This window comes from uncultured Sulfitobacter sp. (assembly GCF_947500075.1).
Classification (GTDB): Bacteria; Pseudomonadota; Alphaproteobacteria; order Rhodobacterales; family Rhodobacteraceae; genus Sulfitobacter.
Genome location: NZ_CANMQS010000003.1, coordinates 297561 through 320119, shown reverse-complemented (window position 1 = coordinate 320119; position 22559 = coordinate 297561). Strand labels below are relative to the sequence as shown.

The window sequence follows — 22559 nt, the reverse complement described above, 5'->3', positions numbered from 1 at the left end:
TTGCTCGTTTTCTTTCAAAGAAAACGGTCGGAAACTTTCAAAGTTTCCGAGACTTTAATCCACGCGGTCAAACGTCTCTGCCCGCGCGCGCTCCCAACGCAACTTGTTCCCGCGATGATCCCCTGCCTTCGGGTCCAGCAGATACCCCTCCGGCAGATACTCATAGACGTCGTTCCCCTCCGCCATCGACTTGTCGCCCTGCCGCAGCATCAGGTGATAGGGCAGGAACCCATTCGGGTGATCCAGACCTGCCGCTCCGGTCATCTCTCCCAAAGCCTCCATCGTGTTCTTGTGGAACCGCGCCACCCGCTGGCTTTTGTGGTCCGGATCCAGCGCGCGCATGCGCAGCGGGTCCTGCGTGGCCACGCCCACTGGGCAATGGTTGGTATGGCAGGCCTGCGCCTGAATGCAGCCAATGGCAAACATGAACCCGCGCGCCGAATTGCACCAATCCGCGCCCAGCGCCAGCGCCCGCGCGATGTCAAAGGCCGACACGATCTTGCCCGCTGCCCCCACTTTCACTTCATCGCGCAGCCCAGCGCCGCGCAGGGTGTTGTGCACGAAGGTCAGCCCTTCGATCATCGGCATGCCGACGTGGTTGGAGAACTCCACCGGTGCCGCACCCGTGCCCCCTTCGGCGCCGTCCACCACGATGAAATCGGGGGTGATACCGGTCTCCAACATGGCTTTGACCATGCACATGAACTCCCGCCGGTGGCCGATGCACAGCTTGAACCCCACCGGTTTGCCGCCAGACAATTCCCGCAGCTGGCCGATGAATTGCATCATCTCGATCGGCGTGGAAAATGCCGGATGTGCCGCGGGAGAGACGCAATCAATCCCCATCGGAACGCCGCGCGCTTCTGCAATCTCCGGCGTGATCTTCGACGCAGGCAGCATCCCCCCATGCCCCGGCTTCGCGCCCTGCGACAGCTTCAGCTCAATCATCTTCACCTGATCCAGTGTCGCGGTTGCCTTGAACTTTTCCGGATCAAATGACCCATCCGCCGCCCTTGCGCCGAAATAGCCCGAGGCCAGCTGATAAATCAGATCCCCGCCGCCCGCCTTGTGGTACCGGCTGACAGACCCTTCGCCGGTGTCATGGGCAAAACCGCCCAGCTTGGCCCCGGTGTTCAGGGCTAGAATGGCGTTGGCCGACAGCGACCCAAAGCTCATCGCAGAGATGTTGTACAACGATGCGGAATAGGGCTGCTTGCAGGCCGAGCCGCCAATCGTGGTGCGAAAATCGCAATCCTCGATATGCACGGGCCGCACCGAATGCGTGACCCAGGAATATCCCGCATCATAGACCCGCGCCCGCGTCCCGAAAGGCCGCGCGTCTTCCTGCCCCTTGGCGCGCTGGTAGACGAGCGACCGATGATCGCGGCTGAACGGTTCTTCGTCCTGATCCGATTCGATCAGGTATTGCCGGATTTCGGGCCGGATGCCTTCAAAGAAAAACCGCATGTGCCCCAGCACCGGATAATTGCGCAAGATCGAATGGTGGGTCTGTGTGACATCATAGACCCCCATCCCGGTCAGCACGGCAAAAACAGCCAAAGGTATCACGAACCACCACGACCAGACGAGCATCAACACGAAACTGACCAGTGTCAGAACAGCCACCCCCGCAAAGGTGGTGAATCGGGTCAGTTCATTCAGATCGCGCATGGGCGTCTCCATTGGGTCAGGCGTGACAAAAACATCGCTCCAGTTTGACTTTATTCGCGCCCCACGCAAGCACTAGCATTGACCGGAACGTGCCTGTTCACCATCAATTGAAAGTTGAAAATGGGACCATCCGTCTCACTGAGGCGGGCGAGAAAGTATCCGTGTTTCAGGGATTTAGCCGCTCAAACACAACTCCAAAGTGTTTGGTTGTACAACGCTGGAAAACCTGCCTAACCTGTTGAGGATTCCCCGACGTCTGGGCCTGCCAAGGTCTCATACCTGAGGGGAAGAGGGTGGCGCGGATACCATTCGAAGTCCTTTGGGTGATCCCCCTCGCCCCCGAACGACAATGAGCCTTGGCTTGGGAAAAGCCGGGGTTCGTTCATAAAAAGGGAGAAACCTAATGAAGATATTCAAGACACTTGCACTTGCAGGCGCCCTGACAGCGGGCACCATGGCAACGGCGCAGGAAAAGTTCATCACAATCGGCACAGGCGGTCAGACCGGTGTTTACTTCGTCGTCGGTCAGTCCATCTGCCGTCTGGTCAATCGTGGCTCTGCCGATCACGGGTTGAAGTGCACGGCACCGTCCACCGGTGGATCCATTGCAAACATCAATGCGATCAAAGCGGGTGACATGGACATGGGCGTGGCCCAGTCCGACTGGCAGTTCCACGCCTTCAACGGCACCTCCAAGTTCGAAGGTGCACAATTTGACAACCTGCGTGCCGTTTTCTCTGTCCATGGGGAGCCGTTCAACGTGATTGCCCGCAAGGATAGCGGCATCAAGTCCTTTGACGATCTCAAGGGCAAGCGCGTCAACATCGGCAACCCCGGCTCCGGGCAACGTGCCACGATGGAAGTCGTGATGGACGCCAAGGGCTGGACACTGGACGACTTCGCACTGGCGTCAGAGCTGAAACCAGCAGAGCAAGCCGCCGCATTGGGTGACAACAAAGTCGATGCGATCATCTATACTGTCGGCCACCCCAACGGTTCCATCCAGGAAGCCGTGTCGACCATTGACGCGGAGCTTGTGCCTGTCACCGGTGACGCCATCGACGGTCTGATCAACGACAACCCCTACTACGCAGCCGCAACCATTCCGGGCGGCATGTACAAGGGCACGGATGCTGACGTGAACACCTTCGGTGTTAAAGCAACGTTCGTGACATCCGCAGATGTGGACGAAGATACGATCTATCAGGTGGTGAAAGCTGTCTTTGACAACTTTGACCGTTTCAAGCGCCTGCACCCCGCGTTCGAGAACCTGACCGAGGAAGAGATGATCTCCGGCGGTCTGTCAGCGCCTCTGCATGCAGGTGCCGCGAAGTACTACAAAGAGCGTGGCTGGATCGAATAAGGCTGCCACGGTCTGAGACATTGATGGGGGCGGCACCAATCCGCCCCCACGACCAAGGCCGCAAAAGCGGTTCTGACGCACCTGCGCAAACGCGGGGCCACAGGGGGACAAACCATGACGAACAAAGATCAACAGCAAGCTGCTGCCGTTGAAGCCGAAGCGGCTGGACGTGGCGGATTGGATCAGGCGGAACTCGACGAACTGGTTGCGTCCTCTGATACGGGCGGACGCGATGTAGGCGGGCCGGTCGGGCTTCTGCTGATGCTGACCGCGCTGGCTTGGTCATTGTTCCAGCTCTATATCGCGTCGCCCTTTGGTCTGTTCAATGACACGCTGGCGCGCTCCATTCACCTTGGCTTTGCGGTCTTCCTCGGCATCCTCGCCTTCCCTGCCGCGCGCACAACTTTCCAACTGGCGCTGGGCGTCATTGTCCCGCTGGCGCTGGCCGGATTGTTCATGGTTGCTGCGAAAGACGGTGTGGCCATCTGGTGGATCCCCTTACCCGCCATTGCGGTGGCGGCCACCGTGATCCTTGGCTCTCCCAAGGACCGCATACCGATCTGGGAATGGGTATTGGCCATCGGCGGCTCCCTTGCTGCCCTCTATCTGTTTTTCTTCTACCGGGACATCGCGGATCGGGTCGGCGCGCCGATCATGCAGGACTTTGTAGTGGCCGTGATCGGTATCATGATCCTGCTGGAAGCAACCCGCCGCGCGCTGGGGCCCGCCCTGATGATCGTGGCGTCCGTCTTCCTGCTCTACACCGTGCTGGGGCCAAACATGCCCAGCATCATCGCGCACAAAGGCAACTCCCTGTCAGAGATCGTGAACCACCAGTGGATCACGACTGAGGGCGTCTTTGGCATCGCACTGGGCGTGTCGACCTCATTCGTGTTCCTCTTCGTCTTGTTTGGATCGCTTCTGGATCGGGCGGGGGCCGGGAACTACTTCATTCAGGTCGCGTTCAGCCTGATGGGGCATATGAAAGGCGGGCCTGCGAAGGCGGCGGTTGTGTCCTCGGCTATGACCGGCCTGATCTCCGGTTCCTCAATCGCGAACGTGGTGACGACGGGCACCTTTACCATTCCGCTGATGAAGAAGGTGGGTTTCAATTCTGAAAAGGCCGGCGCGGTCGAAGTTGCGTCATCGGTGAACGGCCAGATCATGCCACCCGTGATGGGTGCAGCGGCCTTCCTGATGGTGGAATATGTCGGCATTCCCTATCCGGAGGTGGTCAAACACGCCTTCCTGCCTGCAACGATTTCCTACATCGCGCTTGTCTACATCGTGCACCTCGAAGCGTTGAAAGCCGGCATGGAAGGCCTGCCCCGCCCGGTGGAACCCAAGCCATGGGTCGCCTGGCTGATGAGCCTGGCCTTCACAGTCGCAGCCATTTGCGCGCTGAGCTATGCGGTGAGTTTCTTCATGGGCTGGATCAGACCTGCCTTCCCCGAGACGGCAGGATACATCATCTTCGTCTTCCTGACGGCGGTTTATTTCGGATTGCTCTTCATCGCTTCGCGTGAGCCGCCGCTGAAACTGGATGATCCCAATGCGCCGGTCACGCGGTTGCCCATTCCGGGGCCAACCATCCGCTCCGGCCTGCATTTCATCCTGCCGATTGTGGTGCTGGTCTGGGCGCTGATGGTGGATCGTCTGTCCCCCGGCCTCTCGGCCTTCTGGGCGACTGCTTACATGATCTTCATCCTTGTCACCCAACGTCCGCTGATGGCGATCTTCCGGGGTGAAAGCAAACTGGGATCGGACATCAAAGACGGGTTCATGGACCTGATCGATGGTCTGGTTACGGGTGCGCGCAACATGATCGGGATCGGGATCGCCACGGCGACCGCCGGTATCATCGTGGGCGCGGTCAGCCAGACGGGTGTCGGCGCGGCACTTGCCGATGTGGTTGAGGTCATGTCTGGGGGTAACATCCTCGCCATTCTGGTCCTGACGGCGATCCTGTCGCTGATCCTTGGGATGGGCCTGCCGACCACGGCAAACTACATCGTGGTGTCTGCCCTGCTCGCGCCAGTGATCGTTACGCTTGGCCAGCAGAACGGATTGATCGTACCGCTGATCGCGGTGCACCTGTTTGTCTTCTACTTCGGCATCATGGCCGATGTGACGCCGCCTGTGGGTCTGGCCAGCTTTGCTGCCGCCGCCGTGTCTGGTGGTGATCCGATCAAGACGGGTGTGGTTGCGTTCTTCTACAGCCTGCGCACCGCAGCATTGCCGTTCCTGTTCATCTTCAACACCGAACTGCTGTTGATCGGCGTCGGATGGGGGCAGGGGATATTTGTCTTCATTGTCTCTACCATCGCGATGCTGCTGTTTGCGGCTGCGACGCAGGGCTGGTTCTTTGCCAAGAACCGCATCTTCGAATCGATCGCTCTGCTGCTGATCGCTTTCACGCTGTTCCGTCCGGGGTTCTGGATGGACATGGTCTCCCCTCCTTACGATGAGGTGCCACCGGCTGAGATCGTGCAAGCGGCTGACGCGACGCCGACAGGCGAATACCTGCGCCTGCGTGTGTCTGGCCTCAATGATCTGGGTGATCCGATCTCCTTTGTCGCGATCCTGCCGATTGGTGAGGGCGCGACCGGTGAGGAAAAACTGGAGAACGCAGGTCTTCTGTTCCGGGGGGATGGCGACAAGATGATCATCGACGACGTGTCCTTTGACAGCCCCGCGCAGGAGGCCGGTCTGGATTGGGATCAGGAGGTGGTGCGTGTCCTTCAGCCCGTGCCACAGCCCAGCAAATACCTGATGTTCATTCCGGCATTGCTGATACTTGGACTGATCATTTTCATGCAAAGGGGGCGTGCCGGACGGATGACCCCCCAGAAAGCGGCGGCATAGGGATCATCTTTCGTCAGATGGCATATCGACGGTACGTCGCGACCTTAAACACCGGTTCCCCTTCCGGTGCCAAAGGCGTAGGGAACGCTCAAATTTGTGCGCTGGGCGGCCGTCGCCCCATGCGCTCTGTCTGGAGTGACCTGTGATGACCCCTTTTGCGATTGCCGGCGTGCAGATGTACGTCAATGCCCTGCAACCCAACGTCGATGGTATGATCCAGCGACTTGATATCCTGATGGCGCGGTTTCCCTGGACCCAGATGGTGCTGTTCTCTGAACTGGCGGCCTACGGTCCGCTGGATCGTTTTGCCCTGCCGCCGGAAAATGAAGCGATTGAGAAGTTTCAGGCTGCCGCCGCCAAGCACCGCGTCTGGCTGATCCCCGGTTCGATGTTCCTCAAAGACCCGCAGGATGGCCGCGTCTACAACACCGCCATCGTGATCAACCCCGAAGGGGAAGTGATCCGCCGCTATGCCAAGATGTTCCCCTTCCGGCCCTATGAAACCGGGATCGCCGCAGGTACGGAATTCTGCGTCTTTGACGTGCCGGATGTGGGCCGCTTTGGCCTGTCGATCTGCTATGACATGTGGTTCCCCGAAACCACGCGGCAGCTGACCAGCCAAGGGGTGGAGGTGCTGCTGCATCCCGTTCTCACAGGCACCACTGACCGCGATGCGGAACTGGCCATTGCCCGCGCAACCGCCGCGCAATTCCAGTGCTACATCTTTGACGTCAACGGTCTGGGTGCGGGCGGTGTGGGCAAGTCCTGCGTCGTTGATCCCACCTCGATGGTGCTGCACCAATCCGCAGGGCAGGAGGACATGTTCCCCATCGAAGTGGACCTTTCCGTCGTCCGCCGTCAGCGGGAGACAGGCATGAAAGGTCTCGGGCAGGTGCTGAAATCCTTCCGCGACCGTTCCACCGATTTCCCTGTCTATGACCGTGCCAGCGGTACGGATGCCTATCTGCACACCCTCGGCCCGCTCGAAATCCCCCAGCAGGGCACACGTGCCGGTTTGCATGTCGATGTCCCCGCCCAGCGCGTGCCGGATGCACCCACTTTCAAAGGGCAGGAAGAACATCCTGCCATGTCCCATACACCGGGCGGCTTCCCGCCTGAACCGATGCCAAACCCGACCGCAGGAACCGCCGCAGGGGGTGCGACACCAATGCCCCCCAAACCCGGCGTTCTGACCGGAACAAAAAACCCATCCAGCGGTTAACGCCCTGCAGACCTCAAGAGGCCGAGCTGGCCCCTACCGGAATGCAGACGTGACACCGCCCAACGGAGGAACACAATGCATTCCATGAACGAATATTCGTCAGCGATCCAATTGCGGTCTGACAGATGGAGTGCCCTGCGCGAAGCCACTGCCGCCCTGAACCGCGATCCTGTTGCCCGCGAACAGAAAGCGCTGATCAAGAAGATCGATGCCCTGCTGCAATCGCTGTCGATCATTGAACCCTATTGGGCCTTCCCCGGCATGGCAGCCTTTGACCACATGCGCCGCCAGATGGACCACGGCAGCTTTGAGGATCTGGCCTTTGCCGTGGGCCGCGTCACGCGCGCGCTGACCACAGGGGCCTACCGCCGCCGCCACATCCCGCTGGAACGCGACAGTATCGACCATGAAGAAGACGATGAGGCGATGCTGTCCCCCGAAGCGCGGGCATTGTCCAAGCCGTACTTCGAAGTGCTGATCGTCGACAATGTCAACGAACAGCAAGACCGCTGGCTGCGCACCAACATGACCCGTATGCGGCGGTCCGAAGATCCGTTTGTCTATGAACCCGTCGTCGTACCCAGCATAGAAGACGCGCTGATCGCGGTGCTGTTCAACCACAACATTCAGGCCATCGTTGTGCGCCCTGGCCTGACGCTGAAGTCCAAAACCGATCAGGACATCCTGACGCGCTATCTGGCGCGCGCCGGCGGTCGGGATGAGATCGACGCCCTCTCTCCAGAAACCTATGGGCCTGAACTGTGCCGGATGGTTGCCAAGGTCCGCCCGGAACTGGACGCCTATCTGATCACTGAACGGTCGGTTGAGGACATCGCAGGCCATGATCTGGGGATCTGCCGGAGGGTTTTCTACAATCAGGAAGACTTTCTTGAGTTGCACCTCAACATCCTGCGCGGCGTACAGGCGCGCAATAAAACGCCGTTTTTCAACGCGCTGGTCGAATACTCCAAACAGCCCACGGGCGTCTTCCACGCGATGCCGATCAGCCGGGGCAAATCCATCTCCCGCTCGCATTGGATTCAGGACATGGGCGCGTTTTATGGCCCGAACATATTCCTTGCAGAAACCTCTGCCACGTCGGGCGGCCTCGACAGTTTGTTGGAACCTCATGGCCCGATCAAAGAGGCGCAGGAACTTGCTGCACGTGCCTTCGGGGCGAAGCAAACCTTCTTCGCGACCAACGGCACATCGACCTGTAACAAGATCGTGGTGCAGGCGCTGATCAAACCCGGTGACATCGTGCTGGTCGACCGCGATTGCCACAAATCGCATCACTACGGCATGGTGCTGGCGGGCGCACAGGTCAGCTACCTCGACAGCTATCCGCTGAATGAATATTCGATGTATGGTGCCGTGCCCCTGCGGGAGATCAAGAAACAACTGCTGGATCTGAAAGCGGCGGGCAAGCTGGATCAGGTGCGGATGCTTTTGCTGACCAACTGCACCTTCGATGGCCTCGTCTACAACGTCGAACGGGTGATGGAGGAATGCCTGGCCATCAAGCCTGATCTGATCTTCCTGTGGGATGAAGCATGGTTTGCCTTTGCCCGCTTCAGCCCCACCTACCGCCAGCGTACCGCGATGAACGCGGCCAATGTGTTGCGGGCGCGCCTGAAGTCAGAACCCCACGCGCGGATGTACGATGCCCAGCAAAGCCTGCTCAAGGACGCGGATGAAGAGACGTTGCTGAACACCCGCCTGATCCCACCGCCATCGGCGCGCGTGCGGGTCTACGGCACGCAATCCACGCATAAAACGCTGACGTCATTGCGGCAGGGGTCGATGATCCACGTGCATGATCAGGATTTCAAAGGTGAGGTCGAGCAGAGCTTTCACGAAGCCTATATGACCCACACCTCCACCTCGCCCAATTACCAGATCATCGCATCATTGGATGTCGGCCGCAGGCAAGTCGAATTGGAAGGGTTCGAATTTGTCCAGCGGCAGGTTGAAGCCGCGATGTCGATGCGGCGTGCGATTTCGGATCATCCGCTGTTGCAGAAGTATTTCAAGGTGCTGACCGCAGGCGACATGATTCCCGAAGAACACCGCGAAAGCGGGCTGACCAGCTACTACGACACCGAACAGGGCTGGACGGACATGTGGGACTGTTATGAGCAGGATGAATTCGCGCTCGACCCCACGCGTGTGACCTTGTCGGTGGGTGGCACGGGTTGGGATGGCGATACGTTCAAGACCGAAATCCTGATGGATAAATACGGCATCCAGATCAACAAGACCTCCCGCAATACGGTGCTGTTCATGACAAACATCGGCACCACGCGGTCTTCGGTTGCCTATCTGATCGAAGTGCTGGTGGAGATCGCCAAATCGTTGGACGAACGCCTTGACGATGCCAGCCGGATGGAGCGTCTGGGGTTTGAAAAGCGCGTCACCAACCTGATGGAAAACTACCCGCCGTTGCCTGATTTCAGCCGCTTCCACGATGCGTTCAAAGCGCATGATACGCCCGACGGTGACATTCGCACGGCCTATTACCTCAGCTATGACGACGACAATTGCGACTATCTGGAATTGAACGGATCGCTGAAAGACGCGATGGATGCCGGGGAAACGCTGGTCTCGGCCAGCTTCATCATCCCTTACCCTCCCGGCTTTCCGATCCTGGTGCCGGGGCAGGTGATCAGTACCGAAATCCTCGAGTTCATGCGCGCGCTGGATGTCAGCGAAATCCACGGCTACCGCCCCGATCTGGGGTTGCGGGTGTTCACGCAAGAGGCCCTTGATAGGGTCATTGCCGACAAGACCAAAGAAAAGACCTAACAGGAAGGACCACGACCATGGCTACAATTCTCAAGAATATCTCGGAAATCCGCCGGTTCTTTCATCGAAACGAAGACCCGGTCTATTTCATCTCTGCCACCAATTTTAACCTGTTGGGGCTGGATGAATGGGTGAAGAATTTCAAGTATATCTGCTACATTGACTGCTACGGCGGCAAGCACCCGAACGTGTTCTGCCCCTCTGAACAGCCCCATGCCGAATTCCAGTCCATCGAGGACATCAACAACTACCTGTTGCAGCATAAGGAAGTCATCGACTTCATCAAGCGGCGCGGGGGCAAGCCGAAGTTTGTCTTCCTAATGTTCGATGAGGAGACCGAACGGTTGTCCAAGGAATTGGGCGCGAGCGTGTGGTTCCCCAAGGCGAAGCTGCGCACGGCAATGGACAACAAGATCGAAACCGTGCGCATCGGCAACAAGGCTGGCGTCCCATCGGTGCCGAATGCGCTGTCAGTGGTCAAGGACTACGACCACCTGCGAAAGGTCTGTGAGAAGAACGATCTGGGCCATGATCTGGTGCTGCAATCTGCCTTTGGCGATAGCGGCCACACCACGTTCTTCATCAAGAACGAAGCCGACTTCCGCCGCCACGAGAGCGAGATCGTCGGTGAGGGTGAGATCAAGATCATGAAGCGCATCAATTGCCGGGGTGCGGCGATTGAAGCCTGTGCCACCAAGGAAGGGACGATTGTCGGGCCTTTGATGACCGAACTGGTGGGCTTCAAAGAATTGACCCCCTATCGCGGCGGTTGGTGCGGGAATGAGATCCTTGCCACGGCCTTCCCGCCCAAGGTCCGCCAAAAGGCGCGTGATCTGACGTTCCAATTTGGCGAACAGCTGCGCAAGGAGGGATATCGTGGGTATTTTGAGCTGGATTTCCTGATCGACAAAAAGACGGGTGATCTGTGGCTGGGGGAATTGAACCCGCGCATCACGGGCGCGTCTTCGATGACCAACCACGCGGCGTTCGCCCATGCGGATGCGCCCTTGTTCCTGTTCCACTTGCTGGAGTTTTCCAAGAAGAAGTTCGATCTGGATGTGGATGAGCTGAACGCGCGCTGGGCGGACCCTGCCAACATCGACAGCTGGAGCCAGATGGTGATCAAACATACCGACGACAGCGTCGATATCTGTACGAACTGTCCTGAGACGGGCATCTATCGGATGCTGGAGGATGGCTCGGTTGTCTATGACCGGTTCGACTATCACCGCCGCGCGGTAGAGAGCGAGAACGAAGCGTTCTTCCTGCGCATCCTTCAGCCGGGGGATTACCGGTATGAAGGGGCCGACATTGGCATTCTGGTAACACGCGGGCGGTCAATGACCAAAGGGTTCAAGCTGAACGACCGGGCGCAGAAGTGGATCCATGGGATCAAGCAAGCGGTGGAAGGTCAGCCGTTGCCAACAGCGACGGCGGGACCTGAATTGGCGGATCCGGCGTTCAAGATCCTGTAGTTCTTGAACTCCAGCCCGGCGCGCGTTGTGCGGATGGAAACTTTAGGCGATAAGCAACGACATGTACTGGCGCGCCCTCCAAGAAGAGACGCCCGGACCGAAATGGGCCGGGCTTTTCGCTGAATACTGGCCTGACTACCGCATATGGTGGCTCAAGGAAGGCGAGGCCGCGCGCCCGACCTATGCCCAGGGTCTGCGTGCGCTCAAAGACCACATGCCCGAACTGCTCCCGCTCTACGAAGAACTCTGCGCCCTTGCAGGGGGTGGCGATCTGGCGGCACGGTTCCTCAGTTTCTACAACCCGCCTCCCTATCTTTCAGGCTGTAGCCAGGCGATCTGGGCCGGCAAGGAACCCGTCATGGTACGCAACTATGACTACAACCCAAACGCTTTTGACCAACTCGTGCTGCACACCGGCTGGCAAGGGCGGCAGGTGTTGGGCACCTCTGACGGCCTTTGGGGCTTGGTGGACGGGGTGAACGACGCGGGCCTTGCGATCTCGCTCACCTTTGGCGGGCGGCGTGTGGTGGGGCAGGGGTTCGGCGTGCCGCTGATCCTGCGCTATGTCCTGCAAACCTGTGAAACGGTGGACCAAGCCACCGCCGTGCTGGCGCGTGTGCCGACGCATATGAGCTATAACGTCACCGTGCTCGACCGCAAACGCAGCTATGCCACGGCGATGATGGGGCCGGACCGCACAACGCAGATCACCCATGCCGCCGTCGCCACGAACCATCAGGAAAACGTCGAATGGGTCAGCCACGCGCGCTTCACGGCCACGGTTGAGCGCGAACGCTATCTGCTGCAACGCCTGCGCCTGCACCGCGACCCGGAGGAGAAATTCATCAACGCCTTCCTGAAGCCCCCGCTCTACTCCACCGCGTTTTCCCAAGGGTTTGGAACGCTTTACACCGCTGTCTATCGACCCCGAAAGCGCGAGATGGAGCTGCGGTGGCCGGGGACCATCTGGCCGCTGTCCATCGACAATTTCGTTGAAGGCGCACGTGAAGTGCTGGTGCCGGGGGCCGCATGAGCAAGGGACCGTTGAGCAGCCTGAAAGTGGTGGAATTTGCCGGATTGGGCCCTGCGCCATTGGCCGGGCAATTGTTGGCCGATCTGGGCGCGGAAGTGGTGGTGATCGACCGCAAAGCGGGACCAGCGGACAAGACGGATGTGAATGGGCGGGGCAAACGCTCCATCGTTTTGAACCTGAAATCCGAGGCTGGATTGCACGCCGCACGCAAGGTGATTGCCACCAGCGACGTGCTGATCGAAGGCTTCCGGCCCGGCGTGATGGAGCGGCTGGGGTTGGGACCCGATACCTGCCCTGAAAGGCTGATCTACGCCCGGATGACCGGCTGGGGGCAGGAGGGGCCATGGTCCCATACGGCAGGACATGACATCAATTATCTGGCACTGACCGGTGCGCTGCATGCGATGGGCGCGGGGGATCAACCGCCTCTGCCGCCGCTGAACCTTGTCGCGGATTACGGCGGGGGTACGATGTTTCTGCTGTTTGGGATATTGGCGGCGGTGTTTGAGCGGGGCGTGTCCGGCAAAGGCCAAGTGGTGGACGCCGCGATGGTGGATGGTGTGCCTGCGATGATGGGCCTGATCCATGGGATGCTGGCGCGGGGCGACTGGCGCCAGACGCGGGCAAGCAATTGGCTGGACGGCGCGTCCCCCTTCTATCGCTGCTACACCTGCGCGGATGGCAAATTCATCGCTGTCGGCGCGTTGGAACCGCAGTTCTATGCGCTGCTGCTGGAGAAGCTGGATCTGCCCGATGACTACCGCGCCGATCAGCATGATCCGCAGACATGGCCCGCGCGCATCGCGGAATTTGAGCGGGTTTTTGCCAGCCGGACGCGGGATGACTGGGCTGCTCACTTCGAAGGGTCGGACGCCTGCGTGGCCCCCGTGCTGAGCTTTGCCGAAGCAGCGACCCATCCGCATATGGCCGCGCGTGGCACGTTGCAAAACCCGGCAGACGTGGTGCAATCGGCCCCTGCCCCCCGCTTTTCCCGCACCCCCGCCGCAGCCCTGCAACCCACCCGTGCAAAAGGCGCAGACACCGCGGAGATTTTGCGTGCCGCAGGCCTGTCAGACGCCGAAATCGCTGCGTTAGACACCTGATCACACTCATATCCAAGGGGATGCCTTCCCGCACGGTTTCGTCTATTTATGAGGGAATGCGAGATTTTCCGCCCGATAGACTGGCCTCTGGCCTCGATCACCTGATCATCTGCCCGCGTTGCGACGCGGCCTATCAGCTTGAGCGCCCGAAGAATGGCGAGCGCGCGGTGTGCCAGCGGTGCCATAAGACCCTGATCGCCCCACGGCGTAACGCGGGGCTGCGGATCATCGCTGTGGCTGTGGCGGTGCTGGTCCTGATCATGGGTGCTGCGGTGTTGCCGTTCCTGACAATCGACGCAGCGGGTAACAAGAACGCCGTTTCGATCCTTGACGCCGCACTGGCGTTCTCAGGCGGGCCAATGATCTTCCTCGCGCTTGTCACGGCAGCCCTGATCATCTTTATCCCGATGCTGCGGGTGATCCTGACCATCTATGTGTTGGTCCCCGTGGTGCTGGACCGCCCGCCCGCGCGCCATGCCATCCCTGCTTTCCGCCTGTCAGAGGCCCTGCGCCCCTGGTCGATGGCGGAGATTTTCGCCATCGGCTGTGCGGTTGCACTGGTGAAAGTGGCCGATCTGGCGCAGGTGGGTTTCGGACCGGCGTTCTGGATGTTCGGCGCGCTGGTCGTGCTGGTCGTGGCGCAGGACAGTTATATGTGTAAATGGTCAGTATGGAACTCACTGGAACATCCAAAGAAATCCTGAGCGCGCGGGAAAAGGGCATCGTTGCCTGCACCCGCTGCACCAAGGCCTGGCCCATGGGCACGCAGGTCTGCGGGCGCTGTGGTCACAAGCTGGATTCGCGCGATCTGCTGAGCCTGCAAAGGGTCTGGGCCTATTGGGTGCTGGGCGTGCTCTGCTACATCCCGGCGAACATTTATCCGATGCTCAAGACCAAGACGCTGTTTCAGTACGACGAGAGCACCATCATCGGTGGCGCGGTCGAGCTGGCACATCATGGCAACTTCGGCATTGCCGCGATCATTCTGTTCGCTTCGGTGGTGATCCCGCTGGGTAAATTCTGGGCCGTGGCGCTGCTGGCGATCAGCGTGCGCCATACCAGCAACCTGTCGAACAAACGGCGCCTGATCATGTTCGAAGTGGTTGAATACATCGGGCGCTGGTCAATGATCGACATCTTTGTTGTTGCGATTTTGTCGTCGCTGGTGCAACTCAGGACACTGGCAACGATCAATCCCGGCGCGGCTGCCATTTTCTTCGCGCTGTCGGTGATCTTTACGATGTTGTCGGCACAGGCGTTTGACCCCCGGTTGATCTGGGACAAGCGCGAGGGGCGGGGGCCTGAGAAAACATGAACGACGACCTGCCAAAGGTGTCTGTTTCGCCTGTTCGCAAGGCCTTTCTGAGTGGTGCCGCCATCATCTGGCTGGTGCCCCTGCTGGCACTTGTCGCGGCGCTTTTTGTTGCCTGGCAGAACTTCAACGACCGGGGCCCCTTGATTGTCGTTGAGTTCGAAAAGGGCGCAGGCATCACCGCAGGAGAGACCGAACTGCGCTACCGTGATGTAACTGTCGGTACGGTGGAGAAAGTGGGCTTCACCCAAAATCTGGGAAAGGTCACGGCGGAAATCCGATTGGACAAGGAAGTTGCCCCGTTTGTCGATACATCCGCCGTTTTCTGGGTGGTTGAGCCGGAAGTCAGCGCCCAGGGCATAACGGGCCTGTCGACGGTCTTGAGCGGTGTCTACATCGAAGGGTCCTGGGACGATCAGATAGGCTCACCTGCGACGCGCTTTCAGGGGGCGTCTGACACACCATTGATCCGGCCGGGCCAGGGCGGCCTTGAGATTGCCTTCCGTACGGTCGCCAACGGCCAACTGACAGACAATGCGCCGATCCTGTACAAAGGGATCGAAGTGGGTCGGGTGGGCCGCGCCAGCATTCCGCCCCGTGGTAATTTCGCCATCGTTGAAGCACTGATTTTTGATGAGCACCGGACACTGGTCAATGAAAGCACCCGCTTCTGGGATGCGTCCGGGTTCAGCGTGAACATCGGGCCTGCGGGTGCCGAAATCGATTTCTCCTCTCTTGCGACGCTTGTCGGTGGCGGGATCACGTTTGACACATTCATTTCCGGGGGACGCCCGGTTCCCGATGGCACTGTTTTTGAGATTTACCCCGACAAGGAATCCGCCCGCAATTCGCTGTTCAATGCGTCGGAAGTGGAACCACTGAAGCTGTCGGTGATCTTTGACGACAACATTTCCGGCCTGATCGTGGGTGCCCCGGTTGAATTGAGCGGCCTCAAGATCGGTGAGGTGGAAGCGCTGTCGGGCATTGTTGATTCCGATCAGTTCGGGGACAGCCGCGTGCGTCTGAATGTGAACCTGTCGATCCAGCCCGCGCGCCTTGGCTTGGCGGATGATGTGGATGCGGAGGCCGCGCTGGCGTTCCTGCAAGAGCGCGTCGAAAACGGCCTGCGGGCGCGGCTCGCATCGGCCAGTCTGCTGACGGGCGGGCTGAAGGTCGAACTCCTTGTGGTCGAAGATGCCCCGCCCGGACGTCTGCAAAGCATGGATGGCGGCCCACCGATCTTTCCCACAACCCGCAGCGAAACCTCTGACGCAGCAGCAACCGTTGAAGGGGTCTTTACCCGGATCAACAACTTGCCAATCGAAGAGCTTCTCAACAGTGCCATCAATTTCCTTGATAGCGCCGAGGCCTTTGTATCTGACGAAGACCTGCGTGAAACGCCGCAGGATTTGCGGCTGCTTCTGGGAGAGTTGCAGGGCTTGGTATCCTCTGAAGACATGCAGAACATTCCCGTTGCCCTGAACAACACGTTGGAGCGGGTCGAAGGGCTGGTGACCGAACTGGAAGAGAACCAGATCGCAGACAGGCTTCTGGCGGCGGTCGACAGCGCAGCCGAGGCCGCGGAATCGGTGAACTCGTCCGTGGCGGGTGTCCCGCAGTTGATTGAGCAGATCCAGGGCCTCGCCTCCAAGGCAGAAGCCCTGGCGTTTGATGAACTGCTGGCGGAGCTTACCGATCTGACACGTTCTGCGGATGCGGTGGTGGGCGCGCCCGAAGCGGCCGCCTTGCCCGGTTCGCTGAAACGCGCATTGGATGAGGTGAACTACACCCTTCAGGAACTGCGCGAGGGCGGCGCGATTGAGAACGTGAACCAGACGCTCGTATCGGCCCGCAATGCGGCTGACAGTATCGCTTTGTCATCCAAGGATCTGCCGCAGATCGTGGACCGGCTGACCCAGCTCTTTTCGCAGGCGAGCCGCACCATCGAAGGCTACAACAAGGGTGACGAGTTAAGCCGAACCGCGCAGGATACCCTGCGGGACATTCAAAAAGCGGCTGATGCACTGGCCTCCCTTGCGCGAACAATTGAACGTAACCCCAATTCGCTTTTGCTGGGACGATAGATGATGATGACACGGACACCTGCTCTGCTTCTTGGCCTTGGCCTGCTTCTGGCTGCATGTGGATCACCGGAACGATTTGCTGTCAGCGCGCCCGCGATCACCGAAAAGCAACGGATCAGTTTTGGCTCTGTTGAAGTGCGCGACGTCTCCCTGCCCAGCTATGCTGCGGCGGATGAGATTTCGATCCAGTCGGCAGATGGCACGCTTGTCAGCTCATCAGGCGTGCTTTGGGCAGACGCGCCGGAACGTGCGGTCGCACTGGAGTTAAGCCAGAACCTCGCACGATTGACGGACCGCCGTGTTGCATCGGAACCTTGGCCGTTTGAGGCGTTCCCCGATGCCCGGCTCGACGTGCGGTTTTCAGAGTTGGTTGCCCGCGACAGCGGCGTCTTTCGCGCATCAGGGCAGTACTTCGTGGCCGTCGAAGACGGGCGGCGGGAGCGGTCCGGGTTGTTTGATCTGGAGGTTCCATTTGACCCCGCAGGTGGGCCAAACGCCATTGCAGCCGCGCGCGGTCAGCTGATCCTTGATCTGTCGCGCTTCATTGCGCGCGAAGGGCTGCGGTAGGCACCCCGTCCGGCAGGAGTGCGGTGATCCAACCGGACCACCGCACATTCCCTAGAAATCCAGATTCTCCACACTCAGCGCGTTTTGCTGAATAAACTCGCGGCGCGGCTCAACCACATCGCCCATAAGCTTGGTAAAGAGGTCATCCGCCTCCGCCATATCCTCCACCTTGACCTGCAACAGCGTGCGCGCGTCTGGGTCCAGCGTGGTTTCCCACAGCTGATCGGGGTTCATCTCACCCAGACCCTTGTAACGCTGAAGCGACAGGCCCTTTTCCCCTTCGGCCAAAATGGCGTCCAGCAGGTCTATCGGTCCGTGGATCAATTGCGAGCGGTCCTTGCGCACCAGCGTCGCGGGCAGGCCATAGACGTCTTGCAGATGCTCGGTGAAAGTGCCGGATTTCTTCGCTTCGCCGGAGCGGAGCATCTTGCCATCCAGCGTGCGCACTTCTTCCACACCCCGCAGGATACGGGCCAGCTTGATGCCGTGGTCCTGCGTGATCCGTCCCTGCCAGCCGCGTTCGTATTCAAGCGCAATCAGGTCGAGCCGCTTGGCAACCTTGTCGGCCACACCCTGCAAGTCACGGTCCACCGCGCCAGCCACGAACGCACCCGCGATGGCGGCTTGTTCGAGGATGTGACGTGGGTAGAGCGTCGGAAAGGCGTCCAGCACGCGGCGCATCTGCCGGGCATGTTCAACGACGCGCACAAGGTCCTGGCCGCTGATTTCTTCACCATTGCCCTGGCGCAGAATTGCGCCGTCGATGCCCTGATTGATCAGATACTCCTCCATCGCGGCCTGGTCTTTGAGGTACACCTCGGACTTGCCGCGCGACACTTTGTAAAGCGGCGGCTGCGCGATGTAGAGATGGCCGTGCTCAATAAGCTGGGGCATTTGACGGTAGAAGAACGTCAGCAAGAGCGTCCGGATGTGCGCGCCATCCACGTCCGCGTCGGTCATGATGACGATCTTGTGGTAGCGGAGTTTTTCGATGTTGAATTCGTCGCGCCCGATCCCGGTGCCCAGTGCCATGACAAGGTTGCCGATTTCCTGAGAACCCAGCATCCGGTCAAAGCGCGCGCGTTCGACGTTGAGGATCTTACCTTTGAGCGGCAGGATCGCTTGCGTCTGACGGTCACGACCTGTCTGGGCGGAACCACCCGCTGAATCCCCCTCCACCAGAAAGACTTCGGTTTTGGACGGGTCTTTTTCAGAGCAATCCTTGAGCTTGCCGGCAAGGAAGTTCACATCCATTGCCGTTTTGCGCCGCGTCAGATCGCGCGCCTTGCGCGCCGCTTCGCGGGCGTGGGCGGCTTCGATGATCTTGCTCACCACGATCCGCGCCTCGGTCGGATTTTCCTCGAACCACTCGGCGAGTTTCTCGTTCATCAGGCCTTCAACGGCGGGGCGTACCTCGGAGGAGACCAGTTTGTCCTTGGTCTGGGAGGAGAACTTCGGATCGGGCACTTTCACGGACAGCACGCATGTCAGACCCTCGCGGGCGTCGTCACCGGTAAACGTCACCTTTTCCTTCTTCGCAATCCCGCTGGTCTGCGCGTAGTTGTTGATGGTCCGGGTCAGCGCGCCGCGAAAGCCCGCCATATGGGTGCCGCCGTCGCGTTGGGGGATGTTGTTGGTGAAGGGCAGGACGTTCTCGTGATAGCTGTCGTTCCACCACATCGCCACTTCGACGCCGATGTCGTCCTTTTCGCCCTGCACAAAAATCGGCTCAGGCATGACGGAGGATTTGTGCCGGTCGAGGTATTTGACGAATTCCTTCACCCCGCCTTCGTAGAAGAGTTCGGTGCGCAGATGTTCCACCGGGCGTTGGTCGGTCAGGATGATCCGCACGCCTGAGTTCAGGAACGCCAGTTCGCGCAGGCGTTTCTCCAGCGTCTCGAAAGAATATTCGAGGTTGGAGAAAGTATCGGTGGAGGCCATGAAGCGCACTTCGGTGCCGGTGCGGTCCGTGTCGCCAACGACTTCGAGGTGTTTGGTGGTAAAACCGCCCTCAAACCGGGCGACGTGTTCCTTGCCTTCGCGCCAGATGCGCAGTTCCAGCCAGTCGGAAAGCGCGTTCACAACCGATACGCCCACGCCGTGCAGACCGCCCGAGACCTTGTAGGAATTGCTGTCGAATTTACCGCCCGCGTGCAGTTGGGTCATGATGACCTCGGCGGCCGATACGCCCTCTTCCTCATGGATACCCACGGGAATGCCACGGCCGTTATCGCTCACGGAAATGGAGTGATCTTCGTGGATTGTGACGTTCACGGCGTCGGCGTGACCGGCCAGAGCCTCATCAATACCGTTGTCGACAACCTCATAGACCATGTGGTGCAGACCCGAGCCATCGTCGGTGTCACCGATGTACATGCCGGGGCGTTTGCGAACCGCCTCCAACCCCTTGAGAACCTTGATAGAATCAGCACCGTATTCTTCGGGCTTCTGCTCGTTTTCGGACATGTGGATAAACCTTGTTCTTTTGCCCGAAATATAGTCTTTTTACCGTGCGTTGTCACGCATTTGACACAAGATTTTGTGCCTTGGCCCAGCGGGTTAGGCGATCTGGGTGACCTGTGATTCTCCACCCGCCTCGGTGACCTCCAGCCGCTGTGCGCGATCGCCCAGAACGGCGAACATTTCGGGGCCGGTGCCAGTCATCCAGGCCTGTGCGCCAAGGGCGGTGATTTCGTCGTAAAGTGCCGCTTGCCGATCCGCATCGAGATGCGCGGCCACCTCATCCAGCAGCAGAAGCGGCGGCGCGCCGAAGTCTGCCGCCAGCGCGCGGGCATTGGCGAGGATGAGAGAGACAAGCAGCGCTTTCTGCTCTCCGGTTGAGCAATCCCTGGCAGGAACGTCCTTGTCTGCGTACACACCAAAGAGATCAGCGCGATGCGGACCGATCAGGGTACGCCCGGCCGCAAGATCGCGCATCCGATTGTCCGCCAATGCCGCGCGCAACCCTTCCGCATCCGCTGGCATTTCACACTGCAGTTCAAGCGTTGCGGCAGGGAATGCCGTTTCTGCCTGTGCCTGCGCCCCTGCGATGGCGCTGAGGGCGGTCAGGCGGTTGGCGTGAAGCGCAGCCCCCGCTTCGGCCATCTGCCCTTCCAGCGCGCCGTACCATGCGGGCTCACGCACCATGTCTTTCAGCAGGCGATTGCGTTCACGCATGGCTTTTTCATAAGCCAGCGCGTGTTCCGCATGATCCGGCACAAAGCTGAGCGTCATCCGGTCCAGAAACCGCCGCCGCCCTTCGGCGCCTTCGATCCACAGCCGATCCATTGCAGGGATCAACCACAACACCCGCGCGATGCGGCCCAACGCGGTCTGCGGGGCGGGTTTGCCATCGATGCGCACCTGACGGGCAGCGCCTTGTTCGGAAGTGATGTCAATTTCGTAGGTTTGATGCAGGGAGTGCAGCAACGCGGTGATCTTCCAGCCCAGCGCCTCCGGTCGCCGCGCCATGTCCTGTGCGCTGGAGCGTCTCAGCCCCCGGCCGGGAGAGAGGAGCGAGACCGCTTCGATGATGTTGGTTTTGCCCGCGCCATTGGGGCCAAATATGGCGATGGGCCGGGCATCACAGTCGATGACCGCGCGTTTGTGCGAGCGGAAATGGGACAGGGTGAGGGTGGAAAGGGAGAGACCGGGCATCACGGATGTTCGATTTTTTCGAAAAAATCGGATCGGACTTTCTGAAAAGTCCGGGGTCTCAGCGATGGGTTTAGGTCACATCGCCAGCGGGGAACGTCGTTTTCTTTGAAAGAAAACGGGCGGAAATTTTGAAAATTTCCGATCCCTTCAGACACGCATCGGCATGACGACATAGACCGCCGATTGATCATTCCCCTCACGCATCAGCGTCGGATCACCAGAGGAGTTGAACAGGAACACTGCATTCTCCCGATCAACCTGGCTGGCGATCTCCAGCAGATATTTCGCGTTGAAACCAATCTCCAGCTTGTCGTCGCCATAAGCCACGGCCAGCTCTTCTTCCGCCGCACCGCTATCTGGTGCGTTCACCGACAGGATCAGACGATCCTCGTCGAGTTGCAGCTTCACCGCGCGCGAGCGTTCGGAACTGACGGTCGCAACCCGGTCCACAGCTTTAGCGAAATCGGCGGCATCGACTTCCATCTTGCGGGTATTCCCTTGCGGGATCACGCGGGTGTAGTCGGGGAAGGTACCGTCAATCACCTTGGAGGTCAGCGTGATATCCGGCGTGGCAAAACGCACCTTCGTCTCCGACACAGAGACCGCGATCTTCATCTCGTCATCTTCCAAGAGTTTGCGCAGTTCCCCAACGGTTTTGCGCGGAACAATCACACCGGGCATGTCTGCGGCCCCCTCAGGCAGGTCCGCATCAATCCGCGCCAGCCGATGGCCATCAGTTGCCACACACCGCAGCACCTTGCCGCCTTCGGCCTCCGACACATGCATGTAGACACCGTTCAGATAATACCGTGTCTCTTCGGTTGAGATTGCAAATTTCGACTTATCAAACAGCCGCCGCAAGACCGGGGCGGGTGCGCTGAAGTTCGAGGCATATTCAGACGACGCCATCACCGGGAAATCTTCACGTGGCAAGGTGGCGAGGGAAAAGTTCGACCGTCCCGCCTCGACCGTCAACCGCCCCGCAGCGGTATCGGCGTTCAACACCACCTGCGCCCCATCCGGCAGTTTGCGCACAATCTCATGCAGCAGGGTCGCGGAAACCGTTGTCGCACCCGCGCGTTCAACCATTGCAGGCGCCTTGTCGACCACTTCAATATCCAGATCGGTTGCCCGGAAGGATACATCGCTGCCTTCGGCTTCGATCAACACGTTCGCAAGGATCGGAATGGTGTTGCGCCGCTCCACCACCGATTGGGCCTGACTGACCGCCTTGAGAAGGGCTGCGCGTTCGATGCTGATTTTCATGTGCCTTCTCCATGATAGGGGTGGGATGGGCACGTTACCCGACCTGCCCTCATGCACAAGACTTTTGTTGGTTTGTCCCTACGATTGCAAGAGGGGGCAGCGCCCCCTCTGATCCACATCCGGCATGTGGTCGGAA

15 protein-coding genes are annotated in these 22559 nt (G+C 59.7%); 11 read left to right on the top strand and 4 right to left on the bottom strand.

Translation table 11 applies throughout. From position 1 onward, the window contains the following. Positions 1 to 54: 54 nt before the first annotated feature. The gene (locus tag Q1A91_RS11425; protein ID WP_299876970.1) at positions 55 to 1671 is read right to left on the bottom strand and encodes an FMN-binding glutamate synthase family protein; all 1617 of its coding nucleotides are present in this window, start codon (positions 1669 to 1671) and stop codon (positions 55 to 57) included. Positions 1672 to 2074: 403 nt separating this feature from the next. Between Q1A91_RS11425 and Q1A91_RS11420 the strand changes: the two genes are divergently transcribed. The 11 genes from Q1A91_RS11420 (at position 2075) to Q1A91_RS11370 (ending at position 17500) form a co-directional block, all read left to right on the top strand. After that, entirely contained in the window at positions 2075 to 3034 is a 960-nt protein-coding gene (locus Q1A91_RS11420; protein ID WP_299876967.1) for a TAXI family TRAP transporter solute-binding subunit, read from the top strand. A gap of 114 nt (positions 3035 to 3148) precedes the next feature. After that, positions 3149 to 5899, top strand: coding sequence for a TRAP transporter permease (locus Q1A91_RS11415; protein ID WP_299876964.1), 2751 nt, complete (start codon positions 3149 to 3151; stop codon positions 5897 to 5899). A gap of 145 nt (positions 5900 to 6044) precedes the next feature. Continuing rightward, positions 6045 to 7121: a carbon-nitrogen hydrolase family protein gene (locus tag Q1A91_RS11410; RefSeq protein WP_299876961.1), complete on the top strand. Its 1077-nt coding sequence runs from the start codon at positions 6045 to 6047 to the stop codon at positions 7119 to 7121. Positions 7122 to 7196: 75 nt separating this feature from the next. Next, on the top strand, positions 7197 to 9926 hold the full coding sequence (locus Q1A91_RS11405) for an aminotransferase class I/II-fold pyridoxal phosphate-dependent enzyme (RefSeq protein ID WP_299876958.1): 2730 nt from the start codon (positions 7197 to 7199) through the stop codon (positions 9924 to 9926). A 17-nt stretch (positions 9927 to 9943) separates the two neighbouring features. Beyond that, complete coding sequence (locus tag Q1A91_RS11400; RefSeq protein ID WP_299876955.1) at positions 9944 to 11401, top strand: biotin carboxylase; 1458 nt, start codon at positions 9944 to 9946, stop codon at positions 11399 to 11401. 61 nt (positions 11402 to 11462) lie between these two features. Continuing rightward, positions 11463 to 12434 carry a C45 family peptidase gene (locus Q1A91_RS11395; RefSeq protein WP_299876952.1) on the top strand — a complete coding sequence of 324 codons (972 nt, stop codon included), beginning with the start codon at positions 11463 to 11465 and terminating at the stop codon, positions 12432 to 12434. Next, on the top strand, positions 12431 to 13537 hold the full coding sequence (locus Q1A91_RS11390) for a CaiB/BaiF CoA-transferase family protein (RefSeq protein WP_299876949.1): 1107 nt from the start codon (positions 12431 to 12433) through the stop codon (positions 13535 to 13537). The genes Q1A91_RS11395 and Q1A91_RS11390 overlap by 4 nt, the downstream gene beginning before the upstream one ends. Positions 13538 to 13593: 56 nt before the next feature. Then, positions 13594 to 14241 carry a paraquat-inducible protein A gene (locus tag Q1A91_RS11385; protein ID WP_299876946.1) on the top strand — a complete coding sequence of 216 codons (648 nt, stop codon included), beginning with the start codon at positions 13594 to 13596 and terminating at the stop codon, positions 14239 to 14241. Then, positions 14199 to 14852, top strand: a complete 654-nt coding sequence (locus Q1A91_RS11380; RefSeq protein ID WP_299876942.1) for a paraquat-inducible protein A — start codon at positions 14199 to 14201, stop codon at positions 14850 to 14852. The genes Q1A91_RS11385 and Q1A91_RS11380 overlap by 43 nt, the downstream gene beginning before the upstream one ends. Beyond that, positions 14849 to 16933, top strand: coding sequence for an MlaD family protein (locus Q1A91_RS11375; RefSeq protein ID WP_299876939.1), 2085 nt, complete (start codon positions 14849 to 14851; stop codon positions 16931 to 16933). Before Q1A91_RS11380 ends, Q1A91_RS11375 begins: the two co-directional genes overlap by 4 nt. Next, the gene (locus Q1A91_RS11370; RefSeq protein WP_299876936.1) at positions 16934 to 17500 is read left to right on the top strand and encodes a membrane integrity-associated transporter subunit PqiC; all 567 of its coding nucleotides are present in this window, start codon (positions 16934 to 16936) and stop codon (positions 17498 to 17500) included. 51 nt (positions 17501 to 17551) lie between these two features. On the opposite strand, the gene gyrB is transcribed toward Q1A91_RS11370, so the two are convergent. From gyrB to dnaN, 3 genes are all read right to left on the bottom strand, one after another. Further along, the gene (gene gyrB / locus Q1A91_RS11365; protein ID WP_299876933.1) at positions 17552 to 19966 is read right to left on the bottom strand and encodes a DNA topoisomerase (ATP-hydrolyzing) subunit B; all 2415 of its coding nucleotides are present in this window, start codon (positions 19964 to 19966) and stop codon (positions 17552 to 17554) included. Positions 19967 to 20059: 93 nt separating this feature from the next. After that, on the bottom strand, positions 20060 to 21157 hold the full coding sequence (gene recF / locus Q1A91_RS11360) for a DNA replication/repair protein RecF (RefSeq protein ID WP_299876930.1): 1098 nt from the start codon (positions 21155 to 21157) through the stop codon (positions 20060 to 20062). 147 nt (positions 21158 to 21304) lie between these two features. Beyond that, complete coding sequence (gene dnaN / locus Q1A91_RS11355; protein WP_299876927.1) at positions 21305 to 22423, bottom strand: DNA polymerase III subunit beta; 1119 nt, start codon at positions 22421 to 22423, stop codon at positions 21305 to 21307. Between the last annotated feature and the right edge of the window lie 136 nt (positions 22424 to 22559).

Coding starts and splice junctions, on each gene's coding strand:
- Q1A91_RS11425 (WP_299876970.1), bottom strand. CDS start 1,671: ATGCGCGATCTGAATGAACTGACCCGATTCACCACCTTTGCGGGGGTG.
- Q1A91_RS11420 (WP_299876967.1), top strand. CDS start 2,075: ATGAAGATATTCAAGACACTTGCACTTGCAGGCGCCCTGACAGCGGGC.
- Q1A91_RS11415 (WP_299876964.1), top strand. CDS start 3,149: ATGACGAACAAAGATCAACAGCAAGCTGCTGCCGTTGAAGCCGAAGCG.
- Q1A91_RS11410 (WP_299876961.1), top strand. CDS start 6,045: ATGACCCCTTTTGCGATTGCCGGCGTGCAGATGTACGTCAATGCCCTG.
- Q1A91_RS11405 (WP_299876958.1), top strand. CDS start 7,197: ATGCATTCCATGAACGAATATTCGTCAGCGATCCAATTGCGGTCTGAC.
- Q1A91_RS11400 (WP_299876955.1), top strand. CDS start 9,944: ATGGCTACAATTCTCAAGAATATCTCGGAAATCCGCCGGTTCTTTCAT.
- Q1A91_RS11395 (WP_299876952.1), top strand. CDS start 11,463: ATGTACTGGCGCGCCCTCCAAGAAGAGACGCCCGGACCGAAATGGGCC.
- Q1A91_RS11390 (WP_299876949.1), top strand. CDS start 12,431: ATGAGCAAGGGACCGTTGAGCAGCCTGAAAGTGGTGGAATTTGCCGGA.
- Q1A91_RS11385 (WP_299876946.1), top strand. CDS start 13,594: ATGCGAGATTTTCCGCCCGATAGACTGGCCTCTGGCCTCGATCACCTG.
- Q1A91_RS11380 (WP_299876942.1), top strand. CDS start 14,199: ATGGTCAGTATGGAACTCACTGGAACATCCAAAGAAATCCTGAGCGCG.
- Q1A91_RS11375 (WP_299876939.1), top strand. CDS start 14,849: ATGAACGACGACCTGCCAAAGGTGTCTGTTTCGCCTGTTCGCAAGGCC.
- Q1A91_RS11370 (WP_299876936.1), top strand. CDS start 16,934: ATGATGATGACACGGACACCTGCTCTGCTTCTTGGCCTTGGCCTGCTT.
- gyrB (WP_299876933.1), bottom strand. CDS start 19,966: ATGTCCGAAAACGAGCAGAAGCCCGAAGAATACGGTGCTGATTCTATC.
- recF (WP_299876930.1), bottom strand. CDS start 21,157: ATGCCCGGTCTCTCCCTTTCCACCCTCACCCTGTCCCATTTCCGCTCG.
- dnaN (WP_299876927.1), bottom strand. CDS start 22,423: ATGAAAATCAGCATCGAACGCGCAGCCCTTCTCAAGGCGGTCAGTCAG.